The sequence below is a fragment of the Levilactobacillus parabrevis genome (assembly GCF_044051715.1).
Classification (GTDB): Bacteria; Bacillota; Bacilli; order Lactobacillales; family Lactobacillaceae; genus Levilactobacillus; species Levilactobacillus parabrevis.
In genome coordinates, this window is sequence record NZ_CP168688.1 from 1,629,786 (window position 1) to 1,653,065 (window position 23,280).

At 47.0% G+C, this 23,280-nt stretch carries 18 protein-coding genes; 6 read left to right on the forward strand and 12 right to left on the reverse strand.

Annotated elements, in window-relative coordinates; translation table 11 throughout:
* Window positions 1-631: 631 nt before the first annotated feature.
* From pheT to ACEPSU_RS07725, 5 genes are all read right to left on the reverse strand, one after another.
* Complete coding sequence (pheT, locus tag ACEPSU_RS07705; protein ID WP_395320964.1) at window positions 632-3,040, reverse strand: phenylalanine--tRNA ligase subunit beta; 2,409 nt, start codon at window positions 3,038-3,040, stop codon at window positions 632-634.
* 9 nt (window positions 3,041-3,049) lie between these two features.
* A complete protein-coding gene (gene pheS, locus ACEPSU_RS07710) occupies window positions 3,050-4,096 on the reverse strand; it encodes a phenylalanine--tRNA ligase subunit alpha (protein ID WP_260346810.1) in 1,047 nt (348 codons plus the stop codon).
* 353 nt (window positions 4,097-4,449) lie between these two features.
* The gene (locus ACEPSU_RS07715; RefSeq protein ID WP_395320965.1) at window positions 4,450-4,821 is read right to left on the reverse strand and encodes a winged helix-turn-helix transcriptional regulator; all 372 of its coding nucleotides are present in this window, start codon (window positions 4,819-4,821) and stop codon (window positions 4,450-4,452) included.
* A gap of 32 nt (window positions 4,822-4,853) precedes the next feature.
* Entirely contained in the window at window positions 4,854-5,351 is a 498-nt protein-coding gene (locus tag ACEPSU_RS07720; protein ID WP_260340095.1) for an HD domain-containing protein, read from the reverse strand.
* Between the two features lie 128 nt (window positions 5,352-5,479).
* A complete protein-coding gene (locus ACEPSU_RS07725; RefSeq protein ID WP_020090048.1) occupies window positions 5,480-6,250 on the reverse strand; it encodes an RNA methyltransferase in 771 nt (256 codons plus the stop codon).
* A 242-nt stretch (window positions 6,251-6,492) separates the two neighbouring features.
* Between ACEPSU_RS07725 and ACEPSU_RS07730 the strand changes: the two genes are divergently transcribed.
* Window positions 6,493-6,768, forward strand: a complete 276-nt coding sequence (locus ACEPSU_RS07730) for an acylphosphatase (RefSeq protein WP_020090049.1) — start codon at window positions 6,493-6,495, stop codon at window positions 6,766-6,768.
* Between the two features lie 111 nt (window positions 6,769-6,879).
* On the forward strand, window positions 6,880-7,815 hold the full coding sequence (gene yidC / locus ACEPSU_RS07735; protein ID WP_020090050.1) for a membrane protein insertase YidC: 936 nt from the start codon (window positions 6,880-6,882) through the stop codon (window positions 7,813-7,815).
* A 429-nt stretch (window positions 7,816-8,244) separates the two neighbouring features.
* Here yidC and ACEPSU_RS07740 read toward each other — a convergent pair whose 3' ends face one another.
* The 3 genes from ACEPSU_RS07740 to ACEPSU_RS07750 form a co-directional block, all read right to left on the reverse strand.
* Window positions 8,245-8,649, reverse strand: coding sequence for a YxeA family protein (locus ACEPSU_RS07740; RefSeq protein ID WP_020090051.1), 405 nt, complete (start codon window positions 8,647-8,649; stop codon window positions 8,245-8,247).
* A gap of 150 nt (window positions 8,650-8,799) precedes the next feature.
* Window positions 8,800-10,467: an ATP-binding protein gene (locus ACEPSU_RS07745; protein ID WP_395320967.1), complete on the reverse strand. Its 1,668-nt coding sequence runs from the start codon at window positions 10,465-10,467 to the stop codon at window positions 8,800-8,802.
* Window positions 10,464-11,150: a response regulator transcription factor gene (locus ACEPSU_RS07750; RefSeq protein WP_020090053.1), complete on the reverse strand. Its 687-nt coding sequence runs from the start codon at window positions 11,148-11,150 to the stop codon at window positions 10,464-10,466. The genes ACEPSU_RS07745 and ACEPSU_RS07750 overlap by 4 nt, the downstream gene beginning before the upstream one ends.
* Window positions 11,151-11,567: 417 nt before the next feature.
* On the opposite strand from ACEPSU_RS07750, the gene adhP reads away from it, so the two are divergent.
* On the forward strand, window positions 11,568-12,584 hold the full coding sequence (gene adhP / locus ACEPSU_RS07755) for an alcohol dehydrogenase AdhP (protein WP_020090054.1): 1,017 nt from the start codon (window positions 11,568-11,570) through the stop codon (window positions 12,582-12,584).
* Between the two features lie 464 nt (window positions 12,585-13,048).
* Here the strand turns inward: adhP and ACEPSU_RS07760 are convergent, their stop codons facing one another.
* A complete protein-coding gene (locus tag ACEPSU_RS07760) occupies window positions 13,049-14,050 on the reverse strand; it encodes an NADP-dependent oxidoreductase (RefSeq protein WP_395320968.1) in 1,002 nt (333 codons plus the stop codon).
* 192 nt (window positions 14,051-14,242) lie between these two features.
* Here ACEPSU_RS07760 and ACEPSU_RS07765 point away from each other — a divergent pair, with 192 nt between their 5' ends.
* Window positions 14,243-14,785, forward strand: coding sequence for a TetR/AcrR family transcriptional regulator (locus tag ACEPSU_RS07765; RefSeq protein ID WP_395320969.1), 543 nt, complete (start codon window positions 14,243-14,245; stop codon window positions 14,783-14,785).
* 151 nt (window positions 14,786-14,936) lie between these two features.
* On the opposite strand, the gene ACEPSU_RS07770 is transcribed toward ACEPSU_RS07765, so the two are convergent.
* Together ACEPSU_RS07770 and ACEPSU_RS07775 are read right to left on the reverse strand one after the other, a co-directional pair.
* On the reverse strand, window positions 14,937-17,396 hold the full coding sequence (locus ACEPSU_RS07770; protein WP_020090085.1) for a phosphoketolase: 2,460 nt from the start codon (window positions 17,394-17,396) through the stop codon (window positions 14,937-14,939).
* 934 nt (window positions 17,397-18,330) lie between these two features.
* Window positions 18,331-19,248: an ArsR/SmtB family transcription factor gene (locus ACEPSU_RS07775; protein WP_395320970.1), complete on the reverse strand. Its 918-nt coding sequence runs from the start codon at window positions 19,246-19,248 to the stop codon at window positions 18,331-18,333.
* Window positions 19,249-19,445: 197 nt separating this feature from the next.
* Here ACEPSU_RS07775 and ACEPSU_RS07780 point away from each other — a divergent pair, with 197 nt between their 5' ends.
* Both ACEPSU_RS07780 and ACEPSU_RS07785 read left to right on the forward strand, forming a co-directional pair.
* The gene (locus ACEPSU_RS07780) at window positions 19,446-20,702 is read left to right on the forward strand and encodes an MFS transporter (RefSeq protein WP_395320971.1); all 1,257 of its coding nucleotides are present in this window, start codon (window positions 19,446-19,448) and stop codon (window positions 20,700-20,702) included.
* A 20-nt stretch (window positions 20,703-20,722) separates the two neighbouring features.
* Window positions 20,723-22,540 (forward strand): glycoside hydrolase family 2 protein, encoded by a 1,818-nt coding sequence (locus ACEPSU_RS07785; protein ID WP_395320972.1) that lies wholly within the window; start codon window positions 20,723-20,725, stop codon window positions 22,538-22,540.
* Between the two features lie 59 nt (window positions 22,541-22,599).
* Here ACEPSU_RS07785 and ACEPSU_RS07790 read toward each other — a convergent pair whose 3' ends face one another.
* Window positions 22,600-23,247, reverse strand: coding sequence for a matrixin family metalloprotease (locus ACEPSU_RS07790; protein WP_395320973.1), 648 nt, complete (start codon window positions 23,245-23,247; stop codon window positions 22,600-22,602).
* Between the last annotated feature and the right edge of the window lie 33 nt (window positions 23,248-23,280).

Below are 23,280 nucleotides of genomic sequence, written 5' to 3' on the forward strand. Positions count from 1 at the left end.
ACAAGGCGGTTAGACTCTGAGCATTAACGTCATTAAGGTCAAAAGCCCGGGCCTGGCTTTTTGGCTTAATGGGGTTAAGCGCAGGGGTCTGCCTTGTGGAGCACGTTTCGGAAAAGAGTGCGGAACAAGGCGGTTAGGTCCTGAGCATTAACGTCAATAAGGACAAAAGCCCGGGTCTGGCTTTTTCATTATTGGGGTTAAGCGCAGGGACCTGCCTTGTGGAGCACGTTTCAGCTATAGAGAATTAAGGCAATCTTCAAACCAATATAAGATTGAGATCTAGCTTCTCTCTTACCTGAGGATAAGTGTAAGAACCTGCCTTCTGGAGCACGTTTCAGCCATAGAAAGTTAGAGCGAGCCCCAAACCAACATAAACTCAAAGTCTAGGTGATATGAGACCTAATGAAGCCAACAAAGTCCCACCTCTCGAAAGGCACTTTGCCCTAAGCACCCCCAGAAGAAGACTAACCACACCAGTATCAAATTCTCAAAACACTAGCTCAAAATCTCCCAGGACAACCTAACACCCTACCAACACCCTCACTAAAATTTTCCCATTCGCCAAAGACGCGTTTGACTTCCTACCCAGGAATCAAGCGCGTCTTTATCACAATTTACTAACAACTATTAATTAACGAATCTGAGCACCTAAGTCGTCTTCCAAACGCTTAGAAACCTTATCAAAGGCTTGGGTCACAGCGTCATCTACCAAGGTTTCGTGCTTGTCTTGGTAAGTCAGCGTGTAGGCCAAGGACTTCTTGCCCTTCGGTACCTTAACGCCATCGTACACGTCAAACAACTTGACGGATTGCAGGAAGGCCCCACCACGGCGTTCGATCAATGCAACGACTTGGTCATTCGTCACATCATCGTCCACGAGCATGGCAATGTCTCGCGTAATTGCAGGGTAGCGAGAGATCACATCGTATTGGTTTTCTTGCTTAGGCATATCGATGATGGCTTGTAAGTTCAATTCAAAGACGTACGTGGCACCAATCTTGAATTGCTTGGCAATCAACGGGTGAATCTGGCCTAAGAAACCAATCCGGTGGCCGTGAACTAAGACATCCGCGGTCCGACCGGGATGCATTTCAGGCATGTCAGCGTTTGGCTCGTAGGTCACGTCACCATTGACCGCCATGTCCTTCAAGTAAGCCGCCACAATTCCCTTCATTTGGAAGAAATCAACCGGTTGGGCTGGTTGGTTCCAAGATTCAGGCATCAAGGTACCGGTAATGGCACCGGCAATATGCTCCTCTTCGCTAGGACGGTCATTTCCATCCTCACGGTAGAAGACCCGGCCTTGTTCGTAAAGGGCCACGTCCTTAACCTTCCGTGCGGAGTTGTAGGCGATGTCGTCTAGCAAACCAGAAACCACGTTCATCCGCAAGACGGCGTGGTCCACGCTCATTGGCCAAGCCAAGTTGGTCGTTTCACTGGCTTGCATCATGAACATCTTCGCCTTTTCTTCCGTCGTTAAGGCGTAAGAAATGGCTTGGTTCAGGCCTAAGCCTTCGAGAGAGTGACGCGTTGCACGCATCAAGCGTTGCTTCATCGTCAACGTCCCCATGGTCATCCGACCAGTTGGCAACGTGGCTGGTAATTGGTCGTAACCGTAGATCCGGGCGATTTCTTCCAGCAAATCAGCTGGAATATGAATGTCGTTCCGGCGAACAGCGACTGTTACCGTCAACGTATCGCCGTTAACGGCCACTTCGAAGCCTAAGCTTTCCAGAATGTGGGAAACTTGGTCCATAGTCAATTCCGTTCCGAGAATGGCGTTGACGTGGGTCAGCGTAATATCGATAACGGCAGGATCAGGAATGTTACTGCTTCCGACAACGGAGCCCTTTTGGACTTCCCCATCAGCGAGTTCGTTCATCATCTGAGCGGCAGCGTCCAAAGCTTCCTGTACACCCGCTTGGTTAACGCCCCGTTCGAAACGCTGCGAAGCATCCGTGTGTAAGTTATGCCGTTGCGCAGCCTTCCGGATATGGTCGTGTTCGAAGACGGCAGATTCAATTGCCACCGTGGTCGTGCCATCCTGAATGGAAGCGTCCAGACCACCCATGACACCGGCTAAGGCGATTGGGCCCTTTTGATCGGCAATCACGATGTCATTTTCATCGAGGTCGTGGTCATTTTCATCCAAGGTGGTTAACTTTTCACCGGCCTTGGCAGTCCGAACGTAAACATCTTCACCATTGAACTTATCGTAGTCGAAAGCGTGTAAAGGTTGACCGTATTTCAGCATGATGTAGTTCGTGATATCCACCACATTGTTGATTGGCCGCATCCCAGCATTCCACAGACGAATCTGTAGCCACATTGGACTTGGTGCCAACTTCACGTTCTTCACCAGACGCATCCGGTACTGTGGTGATAATGCGTCATCCACGTGAACAGCCAGTTGGTCAGCAATCGCAGTGCCATCTTCCTTAACTTCTGGATGATCCAATTTGACCGGCTTATCGTAAATAGCAGCCAAGTCATGCAGCGTCCCGTAGAGGCTCAACATGTCCCCCCGGTTAGGCGTCACATCGAGATCGATTAAGCTATCGTTCATCCCTAAGTAATCGTATACAGCATCCCCAGGCGTTGCATCTTCTGGTAAGACGTAGATGCCATCCACGTAGTCCTTAGGAACAACGTCTTCAGGGAAGCCAATTTCTTGTAAGGCACAGATCATCCCAGCAGATGGGATACCACGCATCTTAGACTTCTTGATCTTGACGTTGTCGGCGATCCGTGACCCTGGCAAAGCCACGATGACGTTTTGACCGGCAGCCACGTTAGGCGCCCCACAAACGATTTGTAAGGGTTCGTCTTCACCAACATCGACTTGGCACACGTGCAAGTGATCGGAATCTGGGTGAGCTTCCAGGGAAAGGACGTGCCCAACCACGATCTTCTTCAGGCCGTCGCTAGGTGTGGTGACACCATCGACTTCCACGGAAGTCCGTTCGATTTTTTCCGCCAGATCAGCGGGCTTAACATTTAAATCTAAATATTCTTTAATCCAATTGTATGAAATCTTCATGGTTGGCGATTATCCTTTCTTTGTGAATTGTGTCAGGAAGCGGACGTCGTTCAGGTAGAAGTTCCGGATATCATCGACACCGTACTTCAACATAGCGAACCGGTCGGGACCGACCCCAAAGGCAAATCCGCCGTAAACGTCTGGATCCACGCCAGCCATCTTTAAGACGTTCGGGTGAACCATCCCGGCACCCAGAACTTCGATCCAGCCAGTGTTCTTGCAAACCTTGCAACCCTTACCGCCACAGTTAAAGCAGGTAATATCGGCTTCGACTGAAGGTTCGGTAAATGGGAAGTAACTTGGGCGTAACCGCACGTCGAACTTGTCCCCGAATAATTCGTGGGCCAAGACTTGCAGCGTCCCCTTGAGGTCGGCCATGGTGATGTGCTTGTCGATAACCAAACCTTCTACCTGATGGAATTGGTGAGAGTGGGTTGGGTCATCGGTATCGCGACGGTAAACTACACCTGGGGAGATCATCTTCAATGGACCCTTGCTGAAATCATGCTTTTCCAACGTCCGGGCTTGCATTGGTGAGGTCTGCGTCCGCATCAAGATTTCCTTCGTGATGTAGAAGGTATCCTGCATGTCACGGGCTGGGTGATTCTTAGGCAAGTTCATCATTTCAAAGTTGTACTTGTCTTCTTCAACTTCAGGACCGCTGAGCACTTGGTAACCCATACCCAAGAAGAGATCTTCGATTTGATCCACGATTTGTTGAATAACGTGGGGTTCACCCTTGGCAACTGGCGTTCCTGGCAGGGTCACGTCGATCGTTTCCTTGGCTAATTGGGCGTTTAAGACGGCCTTTTCTAATTCTTCTTTCCGTTTAGCAAGGGCGTTGGCTAAGTCGTCACGAATTTCGTTGGCAAATGCCCCAACCTTTGGCCGCTCTTCGGCATCGAGGTCCCGCATTCCGCGTAAGACTTCGGTGATGGGGCCTTTCTTCCCTAATAATTGGACACGCACTTGATTAACGTCTTTTAAATCTGATGATTCTTTAATATCTGCTAAACCGCGTTGCCGCAGTTCGCTGAGCTTATCCTTTAACGACATACGTCATCCTCCATTTTCTCTACTTTTCTACTTCCGGTTGGCTAAATTTTCCACAAAAAAAGGCTCCGTCCCCATAACTAGGGACGAAGCTTCGCGGTACCACCCTGATTCAGCTAGTCTCCTCACGAAAACTAACCACACTCAGAAGTGATAACGGTCACTCACCGGAAAATCATTCATCGTGTTGCCACGACTCCCGATTACAACTCAAGAACTGAATTCACCCAGTAATTTGAAGTTTGCTTCCAGTCTTGGCAAACTCTTCCTGACAAATTGCACCGGCTACTGCTTTTCTATCATCGTTTTTAAATTATTACATATTATAGACTAGCCGACTTTTTCGATACTGTCAACTACTTCTGGTCTGCCTCAGTTGGGCAATACCACTTGTCCGACCAAGCGTGAACCGCCGCCATGATGTCCTTGAACTCTTCACCCTTCTGCGTCAATTCGTATTCAATCAACGAATTGTCGGGAAAAGTCTGACGAACAATCACACCGTTGTATTCCAATTCCTTGAGTCGTTCGACCAGGACACGGTCGCTACAACGGGGAATCTTGTGTGCTAAATCTTTAAACCGTTGTGGCCCCTCTTGGAGGAGCACATCAATAATCAGCCCGTTCCATTTCTTCCCTAGAAATGAGAAGGTCTGTTCAAACCGCGGACACAGCGCGAAATCTACGCCGCCCTCTTCAGGTTTTGTCTGTGATGACATCATTTGCATAGTGTTACTGACCCCCCATTTCTCAACCGAAACTAGGCGTTAGGCGTAAGCTTTTCAACAAAGGCTTGGACGTGCTTGCGGGTTGGGCCAAAGAATTCATGAACCGCTTCGTAATCATCGACCAAGGAAACAATGGCACTTTCCCGGTATTTAGGTGTTGCCAGGGTTGCGCCCCACATGTGCTTCAAAATAATATCCTTTTCCATATCACTCAAGTCGGTCAGCTTTTCAGCGTTCCGCAGAGCAACTCGTGGGTGGATAAAAGCGTGCGAGCCTAAGTTGAACTTCGTCGTGCGCCAATCATAATAGAACAAATCATGTAACAACCCACCCCGTGCGGTGGCTCGGGTATTCAAACCAAGTTTCTTTGCAACTAAATAACTGTTATAGGACACTGAAATTGAGTGTTCCAAACGCGTTGAATGGTGGTGCTGGGTGTAATTCGCCAGGCGTTGAACCGGCTCCTGTTCCAACAAGTCAGAAACTAAATCGAGGTACTCAGAGTCATCACGCCAAGTAAGTTTGGTCATAGAATGCTTCCTTTTCATTTAGAATTATGATTTTCAGTCATGCTTAATTACCCTATATCATACTTCCTTTTGGATAAAAAGCAATGAAAATGTTCTGAAAGTGATTGTGATTTACCGTTTCTTAACGTTCAGCCAACCAATCGGAACATCACGATGCCTGCTGCGACGGCCACGTTGAGTGACTCAGCTTGGCCTTTAATCGGAATGTAAAGGTTTCGTGTCGTTAACTGTTGCAGGTCAGGTGCCATGCCATTGCCTTCGTTACCCATGACGATTGCTCCGGCTTGCAGGGCATCGATATCCCGATAATCCTTGGCTTGGGGATCTAGGTTGGTTCCGTAGACCGGCAATTGCCGCTGCGTAAAGGCCGTGATCCATTCGTGTAGATCGCCCTCGACCAGCTGAATATGAAACTGGCTTCCCTGCATGGACCGTAGAACTTTAGGTAAAAAGCGACTCGCACTTCCCTGCCCCAAAACAACCCCGGTCAGCCCAGCGGCATCGGCCGTCCGCACCATGGTCCCAATATTGCCAGGATCTTGGACTTGATCTAAGAACAGCCACGTCCCAGTCGCCGTGGCAGGATCAACTGCCGTATCATCCGGCATAGGTGCGGTTGCGAAGATTCCCTGCGGCGTACTGGTGTCGCCCAGCGTCTTGGCAATGCTGTCGGTCAGTTCGAAGACGTCCACGTTAGCTGGGAAGCTCGCTGTGTGCGCGTCTAACTGCTCTGCAGTCCCCATGATGGCCGTGAGTGGCAATTGGGCTTTCAAAGCCTCCTGCACCAAATGCCAGCCTTCTAGAAGGTAAGACTGAGTTGCCTTCCGTCCCTTCTTCGAAGTTAAGGCCCGCCACTGCTTGACCCGTTTATTTTGACCAGACGTGATTTTTTCTTTCATATCAATTTATCCTCACTTTTAATGATTCATTTATTTATTTGCTAAATGTTCTTTATATATAGTAGATTTACGCCAAAAGTTTGTTCATTTTCGTACAAGTCGGTTCTGCCTGACCGCAGCTTCAATGCCTTTCGCCACTAGTGTTAGGCAAAACCGCATGGTTAATTCTACCATATCGCTAGGCAGACGCGGCACTTCGCGGTATGATTAATCTAAATTTTCCAGCATAAGGGGGAACTTTTGTGGTCACGCAACATTTTTTAGTCACTGGTCAGGTTCAGGGCGTGGGCTTTCGTTGGTCCGCAGCTCGTTTAGCCCAGCAGTTAGGGATCACCGGCACTGTTCAAAATTTACCAACGGGTCAAGTCGCCATTGTTGCTAGCGGTGATACAGCACAGTTGGCAGACTTTGCCCGCCAGATAAAGGCCGGGGTAACGCCCTGGGCAATCGTCCACGACCTCAAGGTGACTGCGGCCCGGACGCAACGATTTGCAGAATTCCGGATAATCACTAGATAATCATTTGAAAATCACCTACAAATCAAGTAATATGTTTGATGTTAGCGGCGTTTTCGTCGTTTGGGGGCGTCCGCGCTCTACGTTTTAAATACAAAGGGGTTCAAAATAAAAATGAAAATCTCCAAGAAAGTCACGGTTACCGGTGCACTGGCGGCCATGGCCCTCGTCCTGAGTGGCTGTGTGCAAACCAAGAACGGGAAACCATATGGCTTCGTCTATGACTACCTGGCCGTCCCTGGACAACACGTGATGGACTGGCTCGCACAGCTCTTTGGCAATAGTTATGGTTGGGCAATCATCGGACTAACCGTCATCGTACGAATGGTCCTACTACCAATCATGATCAAGCAGATGCGTAGTGCCACCGTCCAGCAGGAAAAGATTTCGATGGTTCGGCCACAAATGGCTGCCATGCAAAAACGGCAAAAAGAAGCCAAGACACCTGAAGAACAGACCGCTGCCAGCCAAGCCATGATGGCCCTGTACAAAGAAAACGGGATCAGCATGACCGGTGGTATCGGTTGTTTACCACTATTGATTCAGATGCCGATCTTCGCCGCCTTGTACGCCGCTATTCGGTACTCACCAGAATTATCTGGGGCCGTCTTCCTCACGATTCCACTTGGGAAGTCTAGCTGGATTCTGGCCATTCTCGCCTTCCTCTCCTACCTGTTGCAGGGTTACCTGTCCATGCTGGGGATGCCGGAAGACCAGAAGAAGCAGATGCGGATCACCCTGTTGCTCTCACCCGTGATGATTCTGTTCTTCACGATGAGCTCACCAGCCGGATTAGGCCTGTACTTCTTCGTTGGTGGACTGTTCGCCTGTTTCCAAACACTGATCATCAACTTCTACCGGCCTAAGATTCGGCGGGAGATCAAGGAACAGATGGAAAGTCGTCCTAAGCCAAAGCCAGTTGTTGAACCAGTCGTTGCTAAACCAGCGACTCCTGCTTCGTCAGCAGCCACCAGTCAACCAGCTGCCGCCAAGACGCAAGAAAAGAAAAACCGTAACCGCAATGCCGGAAAGCAGCAACGGCATCATTAATCACAACTGAACGTCAAGTGCCCCTCACCGCTATTGGGTGAGGGGCACTTTTTTGTTGTCTTCGGCCATGGCTTGCCAAGGATTCTTCCTCACCTCAGAGGACCCTCTTCGACTAAAAAACGGGGCAGCTTGAGGCCTCACACTAAAAAAGCTGAGAAAGACGGGCTCCCGTTCTAACATAATCAAAGCCATCACCATGCCACCCACATGACCTTCCGAACACGGCGCCTGCTGACATAGGTGGCGTCCATCCTTAACAACTTAAGGATGCTGGCCACCAAAATCACGCATTTAACGGTGAAAGTCGCAATAGTTGTATATAGCAAGTCTTCGAATTTCTCTATACAAAAAGCTATTTTTCAACATCAAAGGACCCCATTATGGAATCAATCTACATCCCACAATGGCGTCCTTTTTAATTTCCACAAATTATGACATCATCAAATTCTGTCGTATCCCGCTCGGTACTTCAGCTCGGTCGACAGCTTCCCAGGTCTCCACGTTTTGCCCCTTAGTATTAATTTTAAGGTAACGGTTAGGCTTCAGAACCCACTGTGAATCAAACGTGAGCTTGCGCATCTGGCCATGGTTATTGTAGGTAGCCAATTCATAGACGTATTCCTTCTCGCCCCCACCGCCAATGTAATGGCGAATCGGTTTTACCGAGGTACTTGCGTAGACGTCTTCTGCCTTGACCGCTGGATTCACGTTGTCAATGGCCATGGCCAACTCCGTTCCGTGGTTCTTGGTTAAATTTGGGGTAATAACGGCAGCAACACCGATTAAAACGATTAACCCCACACAGAACATGCCAAATTTCATTAAAAACTTCATTTTTCGTATCCTCCCCACATTGGTTAGCTACTAGAGTAACTAACTGGTTATCATAGAATACCTGATCCCCCTGAACTTGTCAACTCCAAAATCACTGCATGAAAAAAAACGACCCAAGACATGCTCGTCCTGAGTCGTTCCCTTTAAATCTTATTTAGAATCCTTAGAATCGCCGTCATTAGTGTTATCCGCCACATCATCATGCGGTGAATCTTCCAATAATGCCGACTTGATACCTGGAATTCCCGTATCGTTGGCTTCAGCTTGAGCCCGCTCCTTTTTCTCGTTGAGAATGCGTGCATCCTCGTCCGAAAGAATCGGTAACGAGATTCGGAAGACGGAGCCGTAACCCACGGCACTTTCGATGGTAATCTTTCCGTGGTACGCCTCAATTAAACGTTTGGCAATGGCTAATCCCAACCCATTGCCCCCCTTAGTCCGCGAACGGGCCTTGTCAACACGGTAGAAGCGGTTAAAGACCCGGTCACGGTTCTCTTGGGAGATTCCCTCACCAAAGTCTTGAACGGCCACCTCGACGTTCCTAGAGTCACTCTCGAAGGTCAGGTGGATTTCTTTCCGCGTCTGGGTATACTTCACGGCGTTATCCAGAAGAATGATTAGGATCTGTTCCAAATGGTTCCGGTAGACTTGTGCCTGAACCGGCCGTTGAACATCATCATCCAAGATAAAGACGAAGTCAGGATGGATCATCTTGAAGTTGTCGTAGACCTGTTGCACCACTTCACTCACGTCGGTGACTTCATTGGTGTAGTTGACTTCGATCTGCTCAGCCCGTTGCAGGTCCAACATTTCTTGAACCAGGCTCTTCATCCGTTTAGTCTCCTGCAAGGAGGCCTTAATGGACTCGTCGAGTACTTCGGGATCATCCTTCCCCCAACGATCCAGCATCTCCATGTGACCCTGAATAATCGCCACTGGCGTCCGCAATTCATGGGAAACATCTTCCACGAACTGCTGCTGTTGATCCATGTACCCCTGAGTGGTATCCAGCATCCCGTTAAAGAGATTTCCCAAGTCACTCAGTTCATCGGTATGCCGAATCTCCGGCACCCGCTTGTCAGTCTGGGGATCGTCTCTGACGGCATGAATCGTCTCGCGAATGGCTTCGACGGGCCGCAACAGAAATGACGCCAGAATATAGCTGAGAATGGCCACAGCCAAGCCAGCAATCAGCCCCAAGACAATGGCAACCTGGAACAGCTTCACCTGCGTTGCCCGGTAATCCTTGAGATTATCCGTAACTTGCACGTAGCCCAGTAAGCTGTCGTTTTCCTTACTGTGGATCGGCATCCGTCCCACCAGATGTTTCCGATGATTCAGCGTGGTCACCGCAATGTGTTGCTTGTCGACGGCTCTAAATTTTGCAGTCGTATCCCCCGTGGAGAAGAGTGCCTTCCCCTCAGTATCGTAGACCGTAACCGTCTGACTATCGCGTGCCAACGTGGTGACGACCGCATTGTTATACGGGGCCCCCTGCTGACTACCACTGGTCTCATCGGCCAAGACATTACGTGGCCGCAACAGCTGATCGACCTGCTTATCGGTGAGCGCCACACCCTGATTACTCAGACGTTCGACCACCACGTTCAATGAATCCGCGACGTGGGTCTTTTCCTGGCGCATCAGCACCGTCATAAAACTACTAAAAATTAAGAAAACGATAGCCGCAAAAATAATCAGAACACCAAAAGCCGTGGATAACGTCCATTCCCATTTTAGGGAAAAACGAAACCCCTTCTTTTGCTTAGGTTCTTCCTCTTCTGCGGCATCCCGTTCTTCAATATTTATTGATTTCACGAACGCATCACGTACCCCGTGCCCCGCACCGTCTGAATGTAACTCTTCTGGCCGGCCACATCAATTTTGTTCCGAAGGTACCGCACGTATACATCCACCACATTGGTTTCGACTTCGGATTCGTAACCCCAAACCTTAGTTAAGAGAACATCGCGGGCCAAGACCACGTTGATGTTTTCCATCAAAGCCAGGAGCAATTCATATTCACGCTTGGTCAGGTTGATGACTTCATCCCCCCGCCGCACGATCCGGTTTTCCTTTTCAATGGTGAGATCCTTGAATTTAACGGTCGTTTGCTTGGTGTTCTTCTGTTCACCCTCCAAATGAATCCGCCGTAACAGGGCCCGCACCCGGGCAAGGAGTTCTTCAATGGCAAATGGCTTAACGATATAGTCGTCAGCACCATGGTCTAACCCTGAGACCCGGTCAATCACGGAGTCCCGAGCCGTCATCATGATGATCGGCGTACTCTTGACTTCACGAACACGACGGGCCACTTCGATTCCGTTAAGTTCTGGCAACATAAGATCCAGTAAAATAACGTCGAAGTCTTGGGACAGCGCTGCTTCCAGCCCCGTACGACCGTTGAACTGCACGTTAGTCTCATAACCTTCGTGCTTCAATTCAAGCTCGACAAAGCGGGCGAGATTTTTTTCATCTTCAATAATTAAAATTCGACTCATTGCGCTTTAACTCCTCTGGCTATTTAAATGCGTCCACTCTCAAACAAATCCATACCGGGAGCGGACGTCCGTTATTCATTTCAACATTTAATTTTATCATAGTTTCTCATAATTGTATGCGAAAACCACCGGTCGCTTCACATTTATCTAATTTTTTACTTATTATTAGCCCGATTTTCAGTCGCTCAAACCACGACAACCGGTTGCATACAATCGTCCGAATTGGTTGTGAAAACCCTTTAAACTTTTTCTTTCACATTCGGACATTTGCTCAACAATCTAAGAAAGCGAGCGTTAGTAGGCTTGCACAACTAATCACATTTCAATTATTTTGTTTTTGTTCACATTTTCACTTGAAATCATCTTATTTTTTAGTATACTAGGCATTGTAGAAAAAAAGAAAAGGGGTTTTTTGAAATGAAAGCTGCTGTTATTCGCGATTCAGTCGACGGTTACGTTGATATTAAAGATGTTACTTTACGTCCCATCACCCATGGTGAAGCTTTAGTTAAGATGGAATACTGTGGTCTCTGTCACACCGACTTACACGTTGCTGCTGGTGACTTCGGTAAGCAACCTGGCCGGATCATTGGGCATGAAGGTGTCGGTAAAGTTATCCAAGTTGCTGACGACGTTGACAACTTAAAGATCGGTGACCGGGTTTCTATCGCTTGGTTCTTCAAGGGCTGTGGCCATTGTGAATACTGCCTGAGCGGTCGCGAAACACTTTGCCGGAACGTCAAGAACTCTGGTTTCACTGTTGACGGTGCCATGGCTGAAGAATGTATCGTTGATGCTAACTACGCTGTTAAGGTTCCAGAAGGCTTGGACCCAGTTGAAGCAACTTCCCTTACCTGTGCCGGTGTTACCATGTACAAAGCACTTAAGACTGGTGAAACTAAGCCAGGCCAATGGGTTGAAGTTGTTGGTGCCGGTGGTTTAGGTAACTTAGCTATTCAATACGCCCACAATGTCTTCGGTGCCCACGTTGTTGCCGTTGATGGTAACCCTGACAAGTTGGCTGCTGCTAAGAAGGACGGCGCTGAAATTTTAATCAACCGTCATGATGGTGATGTTGCTGAACAAATCCAAGAAAAGGTCGGCGGTGTTGATAACGCCCAAGTTACTGCCGTTACCAAGGACGCCTTCACGCAATCCGTTAACGCTTTGAAGCCAGATGGCAAGTTAGTTGCCGTTGCTTTACCTCAAGGTGACATGGAATTGAACATTGCCAAGACTGTTCTGGATGGTATCTCAGTTCGTGGTTCCTTAGTTGGTACCCGTCAAGACTTAGCTGAAACCTTCCAATTCGGTGCTGAAGGCAAGGTTCACCCTATCGTTCAAACTCGTCGTCTTGACGAAGTTAACGATATCATCGACGAAATGAAAGCTAACAAGATTGTTGGCCGGATGGTTGTCGACTTCACTAAGTAATTTCTAAAAACTTCAATACTTCCGAAACCCCACTCTGTCGTGAAGAGTGGGGTTTTATTTGACTAAAAACTCTCGCCTGCGGCTGTCAGGGGTTCCGCCTGCTGTGGGGACCGGTCCAAGCCTAAGAAGCGGTCTTGGGCCTCGACTTGAAGCCGTCAAAGTTCGGACGTCTCCAAGCTCGTCCCATGACCTAACCTGACAAAAAACGTCAGCTAACGTCATCGTCACGGCCGGCTACACCCCTGACCTCCTCCGGCTAAGCTGGTTTTTAACTATTAAACCAATGACATGCAATTGGTTTCTAACTGTGATTACCAATACCGAATGAGTTTAGAACCTAGCATACGAATTGTTTTGAACATTTTAAATAGCAAAAAACCGTTAGCTACTAGGCCAACGGTTTTATTTTGCTATTCACTAATTAAGCAATCCATTTTCTAATATATAACCAGTACACTCACCGCTTAGAAACGAATCAATACCTTCCCCTTAGGATGACCCGTGGCAACCAATTCCAGTGCCTGATTAATATCGGCCAACTTGAATTCTGTCGGATCAATGGCTGGGACAATGTTTTCACGTTCCACCAGTTCAGTAATCTTGCGGAGTTGGGCGCCGTCACTACGGACAAAGATGAACCGGTACTGTGCACCAACGGCCTTGGTCTGCCGATCGAGCCGCGCACCTGCCAGCGAGAACAGCGTCGTCTTCAGCCAGGAAAGCTGATGGCTCTGCGCGAAGTGACGGTTTGGCCCCATTCTAAGCGAGAGTAATTTGCCCCCAGACTTCAGTACTTTAAGTTCGTGGTCCAGTTCCTTAGGGCCAATCGTATCAATCACGTAATCTACCGGAGCGAGCTCTTCCCAGTAATTTTCCTGACGGTAATCAAAGTATTGATCCACACCGTTAGCTAACGCCGCCGCTTTACCTCTGGCGTTACCGCTTACACTGACATTCAACCCCATTTCACGGGCGATAGGAATTGCCATTTGACCAAACGAGCCGGACCCACCGGGAATCATGACGCGTTCGCCGGATTGGGCGTGGAGTTCCTCGTGTAAGCCCTGGTAGGCCGTCAGCCCAGTCAAAGGAACGGCGGCACTGTGCGCAAAGTCCAGATTCTCCGGCTTCAAGGCAACTGCATCCTGATCAATCGCAGCAAATTCCGCAAAGGCCCCGATTTTGCCCAAAGGTAACCGCGAATACACGGCGTCCCCCGCTTTAAAATTGGTCACGTTAGCGCCGACTGCCGTCACAACGCCAGAAAGCTCACTGCCCATCGTGGTTGGCATCGCGTAGTCTTGAATCAACTTAACGCTACCGGTACCGATCAGCATCTCCAACGGATTGACGGCGGCAAATTTCACTTGGACCAAGACCTCGTTAGCCGTTGGTGTGGGCACTGGAATATCCTTGACCTCGAGTTTGAAATTTTTATCGTATTTGTTTAATTGGGCAGCTTGCATAGTGGCTGGTCCTCCTCTAAAAGTCATTCATTATTTTTCACCTGTTTTAAAACTTCCCCATGAGTTTACCAAATCAGGTTACAAAATGCAAATAAAGTTACTTTCCGCCATTCTGTGTTATAATATACAAAAATAATGCTAAAAGGAGGCGGGTCGCCAGAATCTCCTATTCTGGGAGATTTGGCAATATAAATGACACTAACGACTCGTGAAAAGATTCTCAGCACGGCTGAACGCCTAATCCAAGAGACCGGTAACGCTGAGGTAACGCTGGCTCAAATTGCCACAGCACTTGGCATGACGCATGCCGCCCTCTATAAACATTTCCAAAATAAGCAAGCCCTCTGGGAGGCAGTCTCGGCGGCCTGGTTCCAACGAGAAATCATCGACCAGATTCAATGCGATCCGATTGCTACGCCGCAATCACAGCTACACGACTGGCTGTGGGCCTTCGTGACGGCTAAGAAGCACGCGTACAACACCAATCCCCAGATGTTTGCACTCAATACCCGCTACATCGACAGCAATCCTCAGGCGTTACGCGAGGTCCTGATTCCGGCATACACGATTGTCTCCCAAATCATGGGCTACGATGACCCCCACAACGTGCAGGCCGAGTCTATCCTAGCCACCTTCGCTATCTTCACCCTGCCAAATTTTAAGGAGACTTGGAACGACCCAGACTATGCGCAACGCTTTGAACGTATTTGGAATTTGATCAAGGCTGGAGTATAGCGCCCGTTTAACTAAACCAAGACGACCAAGCCTTTTGAACAGACTTGGTCGTTTTGATGTATCGTGAAAGGATCACTATTGTTACCGCGAAAAAAAGAGGATCACCCCCGATTGGGAGTAATCCTCTTTTGAAAAATTCAGATTGAAGAAATTACTTCTTCAATGGGGCCCATTGCCACTTAGTGAATTCTTCGATATCATGACCTTCGTCACGAGTGATCTTCATGTGCTTAGCTAAGATGTCATCCATCTTCTTGTCGAAGTCTGCAGCAGCAGCCTTGTCAACAACACCGTTAGCAACTAACGTGTTAACAGCATCCTTAGCTTGGTGGAACCGGTCTAATTCGGAGTATACACGCATGTCGTAAGCAGTCGTGATATCACCATCTTCACGGTAACCATGAACGTGTAAGCCTAAGTGTTGACGTTCGTAGAAGAATGATTCGATCAAGTCTTCGTAACCGTGGAAGCCAAACAGAACTGGCGTACCAGATTCGCCGAAGAATGACGTGAATTCAGCATCGCTCAATGCACGTTCGTCGTTCAGAGGGCCGTTCTTCTTTTGAAGACGTTCCAATTCAACAACGTTGACGTAACGCATCTTAACAGATGGGAATGCATTGTTAACCAAGCTAAGAGCAGCAAGAGTTTCGATGGTTGGTTCAACACCGGCAGAAGCAAAGACGATATCAGCATCTTCGCCTTCAGCAACAGTGGAAGCCCAGTCGATAGTCTTAAGACCCTTAGTAGCTAATTCTTCAGCTTCGGCAACAGAGAACCATTGTTGACGTGGTTGCTTAGAAGCAACGATATGGTTCAACTTTTGACGGTCAGTGAAGGCCCGGTCAAATACAGCCAAGAGTGAGTTAGCATCTGCTGGCAAGTATTGGCGAATGAAGTCAGACTTCTTTTCGGACAAGTGAGTCAACATACCTGGATCTTGGTGGGTGTAACCGTTATGGTCTTGTTGGAATACAGTTGAAGTTGAAACCAGGTTCAATGATGGGTAATCATTACGCCATGGTTCAGCAGCAGCTTGACGGATCCACTTGAAGTGTTGCGTCGTCATTGAGTCGACAACCCGCAAGAATGATTCGTAAGACGTGAACACACCGGTACGACCAGTTAAGGTGTAACCTTCAAGCCAACCTTCAGCTTGGTGTTCTGATAATTGGGCATCCAAGATACGGCCTTCTGGAGCTTCGTATTGGTCATTTGGTTCCTTGACCTTACTCATCCATTGACGGTTCGTAATCTTGAACATTTCCCAGAGACGGTTAGACATCGTTTCGTCAGGTCCGAAGATCCGGAATGACGTTGGGTTCTTAGTGGCAACGCCAGCAAAGAAGGTTGACAGAACGTTCATATCCATGTTCCGGTTGCCATCTGGCAAGTTCGTCCCACGGTTATCTTCGTTGATGTCGTTAGCGAAGTCTTTCCAGTTAGGTAAGTCAAGCGTTTCAGGCTTTTCGCCACGCGCACGGCCACCGTTAGCAACTGGGTTAGAAGCCATCCGCTTGTCACCCTTAGGTGCGAAGTCGGCAACTTCTGCCTTCAATGAACCATCAGTATTGAATAATTCGGCTGGCTTGTATGAGTTCATCCAGTCTTCAAATTCTGGTAATTCATCGAAGTTGTTTTGGCTCAAGCCAAGCGGAACTTGGTGAGCACGGAATGAGTTTTCAATTGGTTCGCCGGCTGGGTTCTTTTGTGGACCACCCCAACCCTTTGGTAAGCGTGCAATAACAACAGGCCAAGCGGCAACTTCACCGTCTTCGTACTTGCCGTTTTCACGGGCGTCTTTTTGGATTTGCTTGATGTCAGCGATAGCTTGGTCAAATAACTTAGCAGCTTTTTCGTGGTAAGTCATGTAATCATGGATATCGTCGTTTTCGAGGAAGCGAGGAGACCAACCTAAACCTTCGAAGAACTTGGCGATCTTGTCGTCGCTCATCCGTGAGAAGATAGTAGGGTTGGAAATCTTGAAGCCGTTTACGTCAAGGATAGGTAATACGGCACCATCGTTCTTAGGGTTCAAGAACTTGATGGAGTTCCATGCAGTCATGGCAGGGCCGGTTTCAACTTCACCATCACCAACTACAGTAAATGCAATTTGGTCTGGGTTGTCTAATACGGCACCAGTAGCATGGGACAGAGAGTAACCAAGTTCTCCACCTTCGTGAAGAGAACCAGGCGTTTGTGCAGTCATGTGAGAACCAATCCCACCTGGGAATGAGAACCGCTTGTACAGACGTGCCATACCTTCGAGGTCCTGAGTAATTTCAGGGTAATCTTCAGTGTAGGTACCGTCTAAGTACGCGTTGGTTACCATAACTTGGCCACCATGACCGGGACCACCGATATAGAACATGTTCAAGCCGTACTTGTTGATCAGACGGTTGGCGTGGGCATACAGGAAAGTTTGTCCTGAGATAGTACCCCAGTGTCCGATAGGCTTAACCTTAACGTCGTCTTTTTTGATTGGTGTGTTGGTAACTGAGAACAATGGGTTGTCCTTCAGGAAAATCATACCACCGGAAAGATACGTTGTAGCACGCCACCAGGCGTCAACCTTTTCCAAGTATGACTTGGAATCGTAATCTACTGCCATGAATTTTACACTCCTTCGTTGAATAACATCCTTCTAAACAATTAACAGAAATCATTAGAGGTTAATTTTGTACTTCTTCATCATACTAAATTTTGTCGAAAAGTCAACCTTTTTGTAAATTGATACGGTCCAATTTATGAAAAAGCCGATTCTTCTTCGAAATTTGACTGACCCACCATTCAATCGACCAAGGTCTGTCGGTTCTTCGCCGGTCGGATTTTGCGTCATTTGGCAACTACTTGCGGGCCACAAGTGTTCATAGCCGCGTTAATTACCGGAACCAAGTATACCAGACTTTGAGGATTGTTCGGTTGAGTTTGCTCACGAGAATTAAACCTGATAAAAATGCGGAAATTCGCTGACAAATATTATTTTTTTCATAACTGGAGCGCCCATCTTCTTATGGACATCCCCTAACCCAATTTCTCACATCTTATCAGTAATTGATCCATATAACGGACTTGATTCATAAAAAATAGGTGAGGATTCATCATCTGAACTCTCACCTATCCATTCAAATTACTTGAACATTACTCCTAGCTATCCGGCAACTCAACCTATTTTCAACTTAGCAAAAAGAACTTCCTTCACCGCCAGCATAACTTAATCAATGCTGGCTACTCGCCTACCACATCCGCTATCGACTTAACCAGTGAAACGAGGACTGCAATTAGACTGAGACCTGCAATGGCAGCAACGAAGAAAAATTGCTCGTGATAGCTCGCTGAAAAGTCGTGTGCCCATAACCAAAGACAACATCGGCATGATGCTGGCTATATTCAGCAGCCACGTTTACGCCTAAAACGACAGTCGCCAAGAAACTCAAGCTAAGCAGATACGATCAAACGAGCAGTGCTCCGCTTACTCGATAGTCTCGAAACTTGTAGCACTCCCAAGAACTGGAGACTCGTGAACAGAAGTACTGTAACTTCTCTCAAGAATGCTCCTCCGTTGCAAAATAGACGGCTACATTAATTCCCTGACTATAGTTCCCAAACTTCTGACCAAACAACGTCAAGCCGTGGTTCTCACCATTTGTCTCAAGCACCCCCAAAGTCAAACTGATACTCGTTGATTCATCTAGTCCCAGCTGTTCAAGCGTCACATCAGAGATTTGCTGCCCATCTACCCCGGTGCTCTCATCGTTGATTCTTAAATGTTTCAACTGACCATATTGGCTTAAATCATTAGCCCACCATTCAGGTGTTAACCGTCCTCTAACGTCCGAAAAATTACCGGGGACGATAAAGCTTCCAACAAATTTATCATTCACCCAGCAACCAATATTAGAAGGCCAATTATTATTCGAAACAGGGAACTCAGACGAAATCTCAAACGAAATTTCGATTAGTTTAGGACTGGCTCCCCGTGGAATCTGGTTAGGCAACTGGTATTTAACCATACCATTCGTAAACCATATCAAATCCGCTTTAAACCGTTCCGGTGATAAAAAAGCATTTGAATCATCAAACTTTCCAATAACCTGCTCACTACTAGCTAGTCCGCAACTAGATGTGATATTTTCAATTTCAAAGTAGCTTCCAATTGGAATATCGTACATTAATTTTTTATACTTTGGAAATAAAATAGACGGTAAATGAACGTTAATATTTTGGACGGCAAGTTTCAAATCTTTCTTCCGACTATCCACTGATGTCTTTTTAGCTAACAGTCCGGCCTTTATCAAAATGTTCAAATTCTTAGAAATTGCAGATTCACTCAACGACATCTCATGAGAAAGTTGTGATGCTGTATGCGTCCCCTCGCCAACGCGCCGAATAATTTCTAACCTAATATCCGATGATAAGGCCTGAAATACCGGCAACGATGCCTTGCTAATATCTAGCTCCATACTCATTTCCTTTCCATTTTAGTTAAGTATGTTCGAAATTCAGAACATTCAATTCACGTTATTTGATTCTTTTAGAATATCTCTAATCCTTGCTATTATAGCATTGAAATCGCTTTCTATACATGCTATTTTTAATTCAGGCCTACAAATTAGATTTAAGATAGTTAACTATCTAGTGAAGAATATGGAGGATAATTATGGAAGCTCATAAAGATTTACCTAATCGTGAAGTCAGTAACGGTAATTCGAAGTTCCCTTCAAAACTAGGAATGGCGTTATTGGTTGGCCCCGCCGGTTGGCTTGGTGCATACGTCGGATTAGCAGCAACACTGCTTCCCAGCCAAATTGGCGTTATCGATCCCGCACATAAAGTCGCATTGGTTGCTCTTTTCTCAACCGTTGCAATGACTGTTTCAACTATTGCAAATATCGTTTTTGGGGCTCTCTCCGATATGACTCGTAGTAAATATGGACGGCGAACGCCTTGGATCATTGGAAACTCACTCGTTTCAGCCATCTTTTTAGTCTTACTGGCACTCTCCAAAAATATCACAATGATGCTAGTTATGTGGGCCTTGTTTGAGATTGCCTCAAATGGTGTCGTTGCCCCAATGGTTGCACAAATATCAGACCGGGTACCGAAAAAATGGCAAGGATCTATTTCATCATTCTACGCAGTCGGAATGGCTGTCGGAAATTATGGATCCGGTGTAATCGCCGCCCAATTCTTAAATAGCGTTGAAAAAGGGATCATCTTCTTTGCTGGATGGGCATTAATTTTAGGCTTAGTTTCTGCATGGCTTGCACACGAGCCTTCGAACCGTGAAGCCGAACAAACCAAAGTAAGTGCTAAAGAAATCCTATCGAACTTCAAAGTCCCTGTACATAACGCTAAAGATTACTATATGGCGCTAATCGGTAAATTACTTATGGTTACTGGACAGTACATTATTGTTGGCTATCAACTCTACATTCTAAAAGATTACATGAACCTAAATGCCTCTGCATCTGCAAGAACGTTGACTCTTATGTCAACCTGCCTAATGATCACTGGGATATTTTGTCCGGCTATTATCGGCCCCATTACCGATAAGATTCATCGCGTTAAACTACCGGTTGCCATCACCACTGGTCTTTTAGGTGTAGGTGCTTTCTTACCATTTATTGATCCTAAGCCTTGGACCATGATTGCCTACGGGATTATCGCAGGTATTGGGATGGGCTGTTATAGTTCCGTTGACCAAGTCTTAAACATTCAAGTACTGCCAAGCAAACAAAACGCCGCTAAGGACTTAGGTATTATTAATTTAGCGAATACTGCTGGCATGGTACTTGGGCCAATCGTCGCGGCCATCATTATCTCATTGTTGGGTTACCACGCAATCTTTCCAGTTGAAACGCTGATTTGTTTCGTCGGTGGTGGCATTATCATGTTGATCAAAAGTGTCAAATAGGTATTAGACGGAGGTTAATTATGCTAAGAACAGAGTATCCAAGACCACAGTTCAAACGAAAAGAATGGATAAACCTAAACGGACAATGGACATTCGATTACGATGATACAAATACTGGGCTAAAAGAAGAATGGTGGAAGAAACATGATTTTTCACAGACAATCCAAGTCCCATTTGCCTATCAAAGTCAGTTAAGCGGCATTCACAGTCTCACACCACATGAAGTTGTCTGGTACCAACGGCAGTTTAAATATCAGTTTCAAAACAACGAAGACTTACTTCTGCATTTTGGGGCAGTTGACTATTTAGCTACTATTTGGGTGGATGGCCAATTAGTTGGCAGTCATACAGGTGGTGAAACTAGCTTCACTTTTAACATTGCACCCTATCTCACTGAACTTCAGAATCACTCCCTAGTAGTTCGCGTTAAAGATTCTGTAAAAGATGAAGAGCAACCTCGGGGAAAGCAGAATTGGGTTGGTCACAGTTTCTCCATCTTCTATACTGGCACTACAGGAATTTGGCAAACAGTTTGGCTCGAACCCGTTAGTAAACACCGGATTACTTCACTCAAATTCCATCCTGACATCGATCAAGGAACTATCAACATTACTGGTCAACTATCAGATTCAAGTTCTGACAGAACAGTCAATATAACAATTTCAAAAGACAATACTAAGCTTACCAAAATAAGTATTGAACCAGAATTAAACGATTTTGAAACAACAGTTAACCTTTTCGACCACCATATTTTTAGAACGATGTTTCATAATGACGGATGGACTTGGACTCCTACCCATCCCACATTGTTTGACTGTGAAGTGGATCTAACCGAAAATGGACTTTCCAAAGATGAAGTCAAAAGTTATTTTGGTATGCGCAAGATCCACTCCGAGGAGGGATCAATCTACCTCAACAATCGTCCTATCTATCAAAAGCTAGTTCTGGATCAAGGTTATTGGCCTAAAGGATTGCTAACGGCGCCAGATGATAATGACTTCAAACGCGATATTGAAATGTCCAAAAAGATGGGATTCAATGGCTGTCGTATGCATCAGAAGGTTGAAGACCCACGTTTCTTGTATTGGGCTGACAGACTGGGCTATCTTGTTTGGGGAGAGTGCGCAGCTGCACCTGCCTTCACAAATACCGCAATTTCGCGAACTATCATTGAATGGGAAGAAATTATTGAGCGTGACTTTAATCATCCATCTATTATCACTTGGGTCCCTATTAATGAAAGCTGGGGGGTCCCTCAGATTCATCAAGACCTAAAACAACAGCACTACGCTCAAACTTTATACCATCTTATCCATACCCTAGATAATACGCGATTAGTCTCATCAAATGATGGCTGGGAGCAAACCGTTACCGATATTTGTGGCATTCATAACTACGCCCAAGGAAATGCTGATGAACCCGAAAAATATAAATACTTTGTAGACACACTCTCTAGTTGGCAGAAACTTATCGCGCAGCCACCCGGGGCCTGGAGCATTTTCGCCAAAGGATATCATTACACCGGCCAACCGATAGTCTTGTCTGAATGTGGCGGAATTGCCTACAAGAAGGCCTCTGACGACCAAGGGTGGGGCTATACAACAGCCTCCTCAGATGAAGATTACTTGAAAGCATATACACGTGTAATCAAAGGCATCGCCAACTCCCGAAGCATAGTTGGTTTCTGCTACACTCAACTATGTGACGTTGAACAAGAAGTTAATGGCCTGCTGACCTATGATCGTCACTTTAAGGTTGATCCCAATAAGATTCGAGAAATTAATGATTTCTTCATTCCAGCAAAAGTTTTACCAGTTGATGAAAATCTCATTGATTAATTCCCTAAGTTAAGAGCAAGCCCATATCGGACTTGCTCTTTTCGTCCAATAAATGACTTTTACCCATTCTGCGCATACAGCACCCGCAACGTCTTTCGATCGGCGGCCGACAGTCGTTCGTGCCCCTGATCCAACGGATACATGATGGATTGCCGACTTTTACTGTGTTCCAAGCCGATTGCGTGACCCAGCTCATGGATTGCCACTGAAGGGCGAATGCCGGCTTCAGGATGCGCCAAATTTAGGCCAGCTCGTGCCCGATTAATCGTATAGCTCCCCAAGCCCACGTAACGTCGAATCTCGGGGCCACCCTCACCCAACTCTAGAAAATTAGGCTGCGTCGAAGTTTCCTTATGGTACGTGAAGAATGTAATCCCATTTTGCTTTTGCTGTGGTTTACCAGCAATCAGCTCAACCAGGCCCGTCTTGTTATAGACCGTCACGGCCTCCTCAAATATGGGGCGCACGTTGACCGGCACGCTACCGGCGAAGTGATAGTAATATGTCCTGTGTAGCGGGTGCTCCGCAGCAATCTTCTCGACCGGAGTTCCCGCCTGGTCCTGCCCATCTGGTAGCCGCGTCTCCAACTGATGGACCACACGATTCACGCGCATCATTGAAAAACCAAAATTCTGCGGCATCCCCCACCGCACGAGTCCAATCAGTCCGACCAACATGACCACCAGTAGCAACCGTCGTTTCCCCATGCCTTAATTTCTCCTTTGTTTGCGATTCAATTA

What these genes read in the sequence shown, in the direction of transcription:
- pheT (WP_395320964.1), bottom strand. Translation starts at nt 3,040, where the DNA reads ATGAAGATTTCATACAATTGGATTAAAGAATATTTAGATTTAAATGTT.
- pheS (WP_260346810.1), bottom strand. Translation starts at nt 4,096, where the DNA reads ATGTCGTTAAAGGATAAGCTCAGCGAACTGCGGCAACGCGGTTTAGCA.
- ACEPSU_RS07715 (WP_395320965.1), bottom strand. Translation starts at nt 4,821, where the DNA reads ATGCAAATGATGTCATCACAGACAAAACCTGAAGAGGGCGGCGTAGAT.
- ACEPSU_RS07720 (WP_260340095.1), bottom strand. Translation starts at nt 5,351, where the DNA reads ATGACCAAACTTACTTGGCGTGATGACTCTGAGTACCTCGATTTAGTT.
- ACEPSU_RS07725 (WP_020090048.1), bottom strand. Translation starts at nt 6,250, where the DNA reads ATGAAAGAAAAAATCACGTCTGGTCAAAATAAACGGGTCAAGCAGTGG.
- yidC (WP_020090050.1), top strand. Translation starts at nt 6,880, where the DNA reads ATGAAAATCTCCAAGAAAGTCACGGTTACCGGTGCACTGGCGGCCATG.
- ACEPSU_RS07740 (WP_020090051.1), bottom strand. Translation starts at nt 8,649, where the DNA reads ATGAAGTTTTTAATGAAATTTGGCATGTTCTGTGTGGGGTTAATCGTT.
- ACEPSU_RS07750 (WP_020090053.1), bottom strand. Translation starts at nt 11,150, where the DNA reads ATGAGTCGAATTTTAATTATTGAAGATGAAAAAAATCTCGCCCGCTTT.
- adhP (WP_020090054.1), top strand. Translation starts at nt 11,568, where the DNA reads ATGAAAGCTGCTGTTATTCGCGATTCAGTCGACGGTTACGTTGATATT.
- ACEPSU_RS07760 (WP_395320968.1), bottom strand. Translation starts at nt 14,050, where the DNA reads ATGCAAGCTGCCCAATTAAACAAATACGATAAAAATTTCAAACTCGAG.
- ACEPSU_RS07765 (WP_395320969.1), top strand. Translation starts at nt 14,243, where the DNA reads ATGACACTAACGACTCGTGAAAAGATTCTCAGCACGGCTGAACGCCTA.
- ACEPSU_RS07770 (WP_020090085.1), bottom strand. Translation starts at nt 17,396, where the DNA reads ATGGCAGTAGATTACGATTCCAAGTCATACTTGGAAAAGGTTGACGCC.
- ACEPSU_RS07775 (WP_395320970.1), bottom strand. Translation starts at nt 19,248, where the DNA reads ATGGAGCTAGATATTAGCAAGGCATCGTTGCCGGTATTTCAGGCCTTA.
- ACEPSU_RS07780 (WP_395320971.1), top strand. Translation starts at nt 19,446, where the DNA reads ATGGAAGCTCATAAAGATTTACCTAATCGTGAAGTCAGTAACGGTAAT.
- ACEPSU_RS07785 (WP_395320972.1), top strand. Translation starts at nt 20,723, where the DNA reads ATGCTAAGAACAGAGTATCCAAGACCACAGTTCAAACGAAAAGAATGG.
- ACEPSU_RS07790 (WP_395320973.1), bottom strand. Translation starts at nt 23,247, where the DNA reads ATGGGGAAACGACGGTTGCTACTGGTGGTCATGTTGGTCGGACTGATT.